The 6896-nt window shown below is 63.6% G+C and carries 6 protein-coding genes; 5 read left to right on the top strand and 1 reads right to left on the bottom strand.

Translation table 11 applies throughout. The annotated features are described in order from the left end of the window. Positions 1-222 (bottom strand): alcohol dehydrogenase catalytic domain-containing protein (locus tag AC097L_RS10595; protein ID WP_479586330.1); only part of this gene is annotated, 222 nt, incomplete at its 3' end. Positions 223-684: 462 nt separating this feature from the next. Between AC097L_RS10595 and AC097L_RS10590 the strand changes: the two genes are divergently transcribed. From AC097L_RS10590 to sfnG, 5 genes are all read left to right on the top strand, one after another. Next, positions 685-1950 carry an acyl-CoA dehydrogenase family protein gene (locus AC097L_RS10590; protein WP_479586329.1) on the top strand — a complete coding sequence of 422 codons (1266 nt, stop codon included), beginning with the start codon at positions 685-687 and terminating at the stop codon, positions 1948-1950. 26 nt (positions 1951-1976) lie between these two features. Then, positions 1977-3230 (top strand): SfnB family sulfur acquisition oxidoreductase, encoded by a 1254-nt coding sequence (locus AC097L_RS10585; RefSeq protein WP_479586328.1) that lies wholly within the window; start codon positions 1977-1979, stop codon positions 3228-3230. Positions 3231-3233: 3 nt separating this feature from the next. Further along, positions 3234-4661, top strand: coding sequence for an LLM class flavin-dependent oxidoreductase (locus tag AC097L_RS10580; protein WP_479586327.1), 1428 nt, complete (start codon positions 3234-3236; stop codon positions 4659-4661). 492 nt (positions 4662-5153) lie between these two features. Continuing rightward, positions 5154-5732, top strand: a complete 579-nt coding sequence (msuE, locus tag AC097L_RS10575) for an FMN reductase (protein ID WP_479586326.1) — start codon at positions 5154-5156, stop codon at positions 5730-5732. Positions 5733-5763: 31 nt separating this feature from the next. Next, on the top strand, positions 5764-6891 hold the full coding sequence (sfnG, locus tag AC097L_RS10570; RefSeq protein WP_479586325.1) for a dimethylsulfone monooxygenase SfnG: 1128 nt from the start codon (positions 5764-5766) through the stop codon (positions 6889-6891). The last annotated feature ends 5 nt before the right edge of the window (positions 6892-6896 follow it).

Here is a 6896-nt window from a genome sequence, read left to right as displayed (position 1 = left end):
ACCGGGGCCGACATCGACCACGATGCCTGCGCCTTCGTGGCCGAGGATGGCGGGGAAGATGCCTTCGGGGTCGGCACCGCTGAGGGTGTAGTAGTCGGTGTGGCAGATGCCGGTGGCTTTGATCTCGACCAGCACTTCGCCGAACTTGGGGCCTTCCAGGTCCACGGTTTCGATGGTCAGGGGGGCGCCTGCTTTCCAGGCGACGGCGGCTTTGGTTTTCATAGTGTCTCTCTCTTGCGGTCAATGGATAAATGGGCTGGTACCACGTACCAGCGCTGTGGCCGCGAATGTAATGCTGCAACGTGGCGCGCCGCTGTGCAAGCGGCCGCACCCTGTGCGAATGGCCGTGTTGAAGCGCAGTTTGGCCGGATTGCACCGCCGCGCAGGCCTGTAGACGGGCCGGGCTGCACTCCAACGTGCAAGGGCGAATACTCCATTTTTTATAGCTACCCGCGCAGGTTCTATCTGCGCTGGAGGCCTATTTTTCTTAAAAATGGTGGGGAACCCTGTCGCGCCCTGCTGCCCTCGCAGCAGCCCAGCCGCAGCCTGCTGCCAACCCAGCAGGCCCCCACTCCCACCAACAGCTAAGTGCTTGATTCCATTGGTGGAAATATTGGCACAGGATTCGCATATAGCCTATACGCCGCTAATTGTTTGCGGCTTCTACCCAGAAGGCATATCACTATGGACCGTACACCGCACGCCGTTGCGCAACCCGGCATTCACGACGCACTGCCCAGCGCCAGCGACCACCCGCTGCTGGCCGCCAGGTTCGCCCCCATATTTCAGCGCATTGCAGACACCGCACTGGAGCGCGAGCGCCAGCGCATCTTGCCGACCGAGCCCATCACCTGGCTCAAGCAGGCCGGCTTTGGTGCGGTACGGGTGCCGCTGGAGCACGGCGGCGGCGGAGCCAGCATTCCCCAGCTGTTCCAGCTGCTGATTAGCCTGTCCGAGGCCGACTCCAACGTCACCCAGGCACTGCGCGGGCATTTTGCGTTTGTGGAAGACCGGCTGAACGCCCCGGCCAGCCCCGAGCGCGAGGTGTGGTTCCAACGCTTTGTGGCGGGCGAGCTGGTGGGCAACGCCTGGTCGGAAGTGGGTGCCGTGGCGATTGGCGACGTGGTCACCAAAATTTCGCAAAAAAACAGCCAATGGGTGGCCAATGGCCGCAAGTTCTACAGCACTGGAAGCATCTTTGCCGACTGGATCGACCTGTACGCCCGCCGCGCCGACAACAACGCCGACGTGATCGCGGCGGTCCGCACCCACCAGCCCGGCGTGCAGCAGCAGGACGACTGGGACGGCTTTGGCCAGCGCACCACCGGCAGCGGCACCTCGGTGTACCAGAACGCACAGATTGACGCGGAAAACATCTTCCCCTTCGAGACGCGCTTCAAGTACCAAACCGCCTTTTACCAGCTGTTCCACCTGGCCACGCTGGCCGGTATTGGCCGCGCCATCGAGCGCGACGTGGCCCAGCAGGTGCGCGACCGCCAGCGCGTCTACAGCACCGGCAATGCACCGCATGTGAGCCAGGACGCACAGATCCAGCAGGTGGTGGGCCAAATCTCGGCCCTGGTCTACGCGGCCGAAGCCACCGCCCTGCGCGCCACCCTGCCCGCCCAACGCGTCTATGAGGCCCGGGTGCAAGGCCAGGACGAAGCCACCGAGCGCCAGGCCAATATCGACGCCGAAATCGCCTCCGCCCAAGGGCAGATCGTGGTGGCCGAGTTGGTGCTGCGCGCGGGCACCGACCTGTTCAACGCGCTGGGCGCATCGGCTGCCAGCACCAGCAAGGCGCTGGACCGGCACTGGCGCAACGCCCGCGTGGTGGCCTCACACAACCCCATCGTCTACAAGTCGCGCATCGTCGGCGACTGGCGCATCAACGGCACCGAGCCGCCGTATGTCTGGCAAATCGGCAACGGCCCGGGCCGCAAAGTTTGAACCGAAGAATCACCCTAGGACACACCATGACCATCGCCACCCTCGACCGCCCCCGCGTCAACTCCACCGCGCCGTTTACCGCCCGCCCCCGGCCCAGCCAACCGGCCCACGTCATCCGCGACGATGCCGAAGCCATCACCGTGGCGCACCGCCTGGCCGCCGAATTCCGCACCGAATCGGCCCTGCGCGACCGCGAAGGCCTGCTACCCCTTTCAGAGCTGGACGCTTACTCGCAAAGCGGGCTGTGGGGCATTAACGTGCCCAAGGCCTATGGCGGCACAGGCGTGTCGTATGCCACGCTGGCGCAGGTGATACGCATCCTGGCCGAGGGCGACTCCAGCCTGGCCCAGATCACGCAAAACCACCTGGCCCTGGTGGCGCATATCGGGTTGGATGCCACACCCGCACAGCAAGCCGAGCTGTTCGGCCTGGTGCTACAGGGCATACGCTTCGGCAATGCTTTCTCGGAAAAAAACAGCAAGACCGTGGCCGCGTTCGAAACCACCTTCAAGATCGAGGGCGACACCGCGGTGGTCAACGGCCAAAAGTTCTACACCACCGGCGCGCTGCTGGCGCACATCGTGCCCATCGTCACGGTGGACCCGCTGGAGGGCAAGGGCTACCTGGCCTTTGCCGACCGCAACGCCGACGGCCTGACGGTGCTGAACGACTGGTCCAGCTTTGGCCAGCGCACCACGGCTTCGGGCTCAATCCAGATCGTGGACGTGCGCGTGCCGCTGAGCCGCCTGGTGCCGGTAGCCGCGTTCGACCGGCCCACGGCAGCGGGCGCAATATCGCAAATCATCCAGGCCGCCATCGACGCAGGCATTGCCGCAGGCGCGATTGCCGAGACCATCGCCTTCGTCAAGAACCGCAGCCGCCCGTGGATTGACAGCGGCAAGGAAACCGCCGCCGAAGACCCATTCACCATCAGCGCCATCGGCGACCTCACGCTGCGCCTGCACGCAGCCGAAGCCCTGCTGGAGCGCGCTGGCCGCGCCATCGACCTGGCCCTGGCTGAGCCGAACGAGGCCACGGTCAACGCCGCCACCCTGGCCACCGCCGAAGCCAAAGTGCTGACCACCGAGGCCGCGATTGCCGCCACCAACAAGCTGTTTGAACTGGCCGGAACCCGTTCCACCCTGGCCGAGCACAACCTGGACCGCCACTGGCGCAACGCCCGGGTGCACACCCTGCACGACCCGGTGCGCTGGAAGTACTTCCACATGGGCAACTACCACCTGAACGGCGTGCACGCCCCGCGCCACGCCTGGAGCTAAGCGATGGGTAGAAATATCCGCTTCAACGCGTTCGAAATGAACTGCGTGGCCCACCAGTCGCCCGGGCTGTGGGCGCACCCACGCGACAGGTCCTGGGAGTACAAAGACCTGCGCTACTGGACCGACCTGGCCAAGACGCTGGAGAAGGGCTTCTTCGACGGCATCTTCATCGCCGACGTGATCGGTTACTACGACGTCTACAAGGGCAGCAACTACCACGCGCTACAACAGGGCGCGCAGATCCCGGTGAACGACCCGTTGCAGCTGGCCGCGCCCATCGCCATGGTGACCGAGCACCTGGGCATAGGCATCACCGCGTCCACATCGTTTGAGCACCCGTACACCTTTGCGCGGCGACTCTCCACTGCCGACCACCACACCCAGGGCCGGCTGGGCTGGAACATCGTCACCTCCTACCTGGAAAGCGGCGCCAAGAACATCAGCCAGGGCGGCCTGCGCCGCCACGACAACCGCTACGAGGTGGCCAACGAATACGTGGAGGTGCTGTACAAGCTGCTGGAAGGCAGCTGGGAGGCCGACGCCGTGGTGCGCGACCGGGCCAAGGGCATCTTCGCCCACCCGGAAAAGATCCACGAGATCGCCCACAAGGGCAAGTACTTCGACGTGCCCGGCTACCACCTCAGCGAGCCCTCGCCGCAGCGCACGCCGGTGCTGTACCAGGCCGGCGCGTCCGGCCCGGGCAAGAGCTTTGCGGCCCAGCACGCCGAATGCGTGTTCGTCGCCGCGCCCACGCAAAACGTGCTGAAGAACTATGTGCGCGACGTGCGCGGGCAGGCCGCACTGGCCGGGCGCGACCCGCGCAAGCTGCTGGTCTACAACCTGGTGACGGTGATCGTGGACGAGACCGACGCCAAAGCCCAGGCCAAGTTTGCCGAATACCAACGCCACACCTCGTACGACGGCGCGCTGGTCTTCATGTCCGGCTGGACCGGCATCGACTTCGGCCAGTACGCGCCCACCGAGCTGGTGCGCAAGGTGGACACCAACGCCATCCTGTCCGCCGTGGAAGTGCTAGCCGGCGGCGATCGCTCCTGGACCATCGAGGAATTGGCGAAGTGGGGCGGCGTGGGCGGCCTGGGCCCGGTGTTCGTAGGCTCGGCCACCACCGTAGCCGACATCCTGCAGCAATGGGTGGAAGCCACCGACATCGACGGCTTCAACCTAGCCTACGCCATTGCGCATGAGACCTTTGAAGACGTCGTCACCCACCTGGTGCCCGAGCTGCAGCAGCGCGGCGTCTATCCCACGGCTTACAAGCCCGGCACGCTGCGCGAAAAACTGTTTGGCGACGGCCCCCTGCTGCCCGAGAGCCACCCCGCGCACCAGTACCGAGATATTGAACGGTTCAAGCGAAAGGAAGGGGAGGAAAGGAAGCAGACCCAGACCGAGGCTGAAGTAGCGCTGTCGTAAGAGCCGCTCTACTTCTCAAAGCCATTCACGCGCGTAGCTATTGCGCTGGATGGCTTTTTCAATGGGGATTTGAGTCACACCCCAAGGCTGCACTGCTGCTGCAAGGTGCGCGTTCTGGCCGCGCGAAGGGGTAACAGCTACAAAATTACAAGCTTTTTAGCCCTCTAGCGCAGGTAGTACCTACGCCAGCAGCTACTTTTTAAATAGCAAATAACGCTCATGTACGCCACTGCTGCGCTACCAGCAAAACCACCCCACATGCTGCGCAAGCAGCAGCCAAAGACAACATAAGCATGCGCGCAAACCAACTATGCGGCCTGGCCTGCTGCGCCAGCAGCACGGCATCCGCAGCATGCTGCAAAACAGGCATGGCCAAAACCACCCGTATTTACGTAAGCCATTGATTTATATATAAAAAATCTTGGCACGCCATTCGCATATAGCCAATGTGCTGCAAATAGGTTGCGGCTTCCAAACAGAGGTCATATCAAAATGGTGAAGAAACTCAAAGTCGTGGCTGTATCCGGTGGTTTGCAGCGCCCCTCCCGCACCCTGGTGCTGGTGCAAGAACTCTTGTCGGCGCTGGGCGATGCCCTGCCTATCGACGTGCATCTGATCGAGCTAGGCAATATCGGCCCGCAGTTTGCCGGCGCCCTGTACCGCAACCAGTTGCCCGCCCACGTGGAAGCAGAGATTGCCGCCATCGAATCGGCCGACCTGCTGATCGTGGCCAGCCCGGTGTACCGCGCGTCGTACACCGGCTTGTTCAAGCACCTGTTCGACTTTGTGCACCACGAGGCGCTGACCGACAAGCCGGTACTGCTGGCCGCCACCGGCGGCAGCGACCGCCATGCGCTGGTGATCGACCACCAGTTGCGCCCGCTGTTCAGCTTCTTCCAGGCCCGCACCCTGCCCATCGGCGTGTACGCGGTAGAGAAGGACTTCGACGGCTACGAGGTCAGTAGCCCGGCGCTGAAAGAGCGCATCGCGCTGGCAATTGAACGCGCTGTGCCGCAACTGGCGCAACTGGTGCAGACCCCGGTGGCCGCACGTGAAACCGCCGCTGCCTGAAACCCCTGTACCCACCGAAAGGAACCACTCCATGAGCCACGCCACTGTTACCCCCGCCGCCGTCAAATTCGCCTACTGGGTGCCCAATGTCAGCGGCGGCCTGGTGGTCAGTACCATCCCGCAGCGCACCGACTGGAGCCTGGAATACAACCAGAAGCTAGCCCAGACGGCAGAAAAATCCGGCTTTGAATACGCGCTGACCCAGATCCGCTTTACCGCAGGCTACGGTGCGGAGTACCAGCACGAATCGGTGTCGTTCAGCCAGGCGCTGCTGCACGCCACCACCCAGCTGAAAGTGCTGGCCGCCATCCTGCCCGGCCCCTGGAGCCCCGCCGTAGTGGCCAAGCAGATTGCCACCATCGACCATATTTCGAAGGGCCGCATCGCCATCAACGTGGTGAGCGGCTGGTTCAAGGGCGAGTTCCAGGCGATTGGCGAGCCCTGGCTGGAACACGACGAACGCTACCGCCGCTCGCACGAGTTCATCCAGGCGCTGAAAGGCATCTGGACGCAAGACAACTTCACCTTCAAGGGCGATTTCTACCGCTTCAACAACTACACGCTAAGCCCCAAGCCCATCCAGAAGCCGCACCCCGAGATCTTCCAGGGCGGCAGCTCGCGGGCGGCACGCGACAACGCGGCCAGCGTGTCCGACTGGTACTTCACCAACGGCAACACGCCCGACAAGCTGAAAGAGCAGATCGACGACATCCAGGCCAAAGCCGCGAAGAACGGCCACAAGGTGCGCATAGGCGTGAACGCCTTCGTCATCGCCCGCGATACCGAGGAAGAAGCCAGAGCTGTGCTGGCCGACATCATCAAACACGCCCACGTGGAAGCCGTACACGCCTTTGGCGACGCGGCCAAACAGGCTGGCAAGGCATCGCCTGAAGGCGAAGGCAACTGGGCTAAATCGACCTTTGAAGACCTGGTGCAGTACAACGATGGCTTCCGCACCAACCTGATCGGCACGCCGCAGCAGATCGCCGAGCGCATCGTGGCACTGAAGGCCATCGGCGTGGACCTGGTGCTGGCGGGCTTTCTGCACTTTATCGAAGAGGTGGAGTACTTCGGCCAGAAGGTGCTGCCGCTGGTGCGCATCCTCGAAGCAGCCCAGGTGCAGCAGCAGGCCGAGCCGGCCCTGGAAGCCGTGGCCTGAGGATT

The sequence above is a fragment of the Rhodoferax sp. RT5P35 genome (assembly GCF_056521385.1).
This window is presented reverse-complemented; position numbering and strand designations above follow the sequence as displayed.

What these genes read in the sequence shown, in the direction of transcription:
- AC097L_RS10590 (WP_479586329.1), top strand. Translation starts at nt 685, where the DNA reads ATGGACCGTACACCGCACGCCGTTGCGCAACCCGGCATTCACGACGCA.
- AC097L_RS10585 (WP_479586328.1), top strand. Translation starts at nt 1,977, where the DNA reads ATGACCATCGCCACCCTCGACCGCCCCCGCGTCAACTCCACCGCGCCG.
- AC097L_RS10580 (WP_479586327.1), top strand. Translation starts at nt 3,234, where the DNA reads ATGGGTAGAAATATCCGCTTCAACGCGTTCGAAATGAACTGCGTGGCC.
- msuE (WP_479586326.1), top strand. Translation starts at nt 5,154, where the DNA reads ATGGTGAAGAAACTCAAAGTCGTGGCTGTATCCGGTGGTTTGCAGCGC.
- sfnG (WP_479586325.1), top strand. Translation starts at nt 5,764, where the DNA reads ATGAGCCACGCCACTGTTACCCCCGCCGCCGTCAAATTCGCCTACTGG.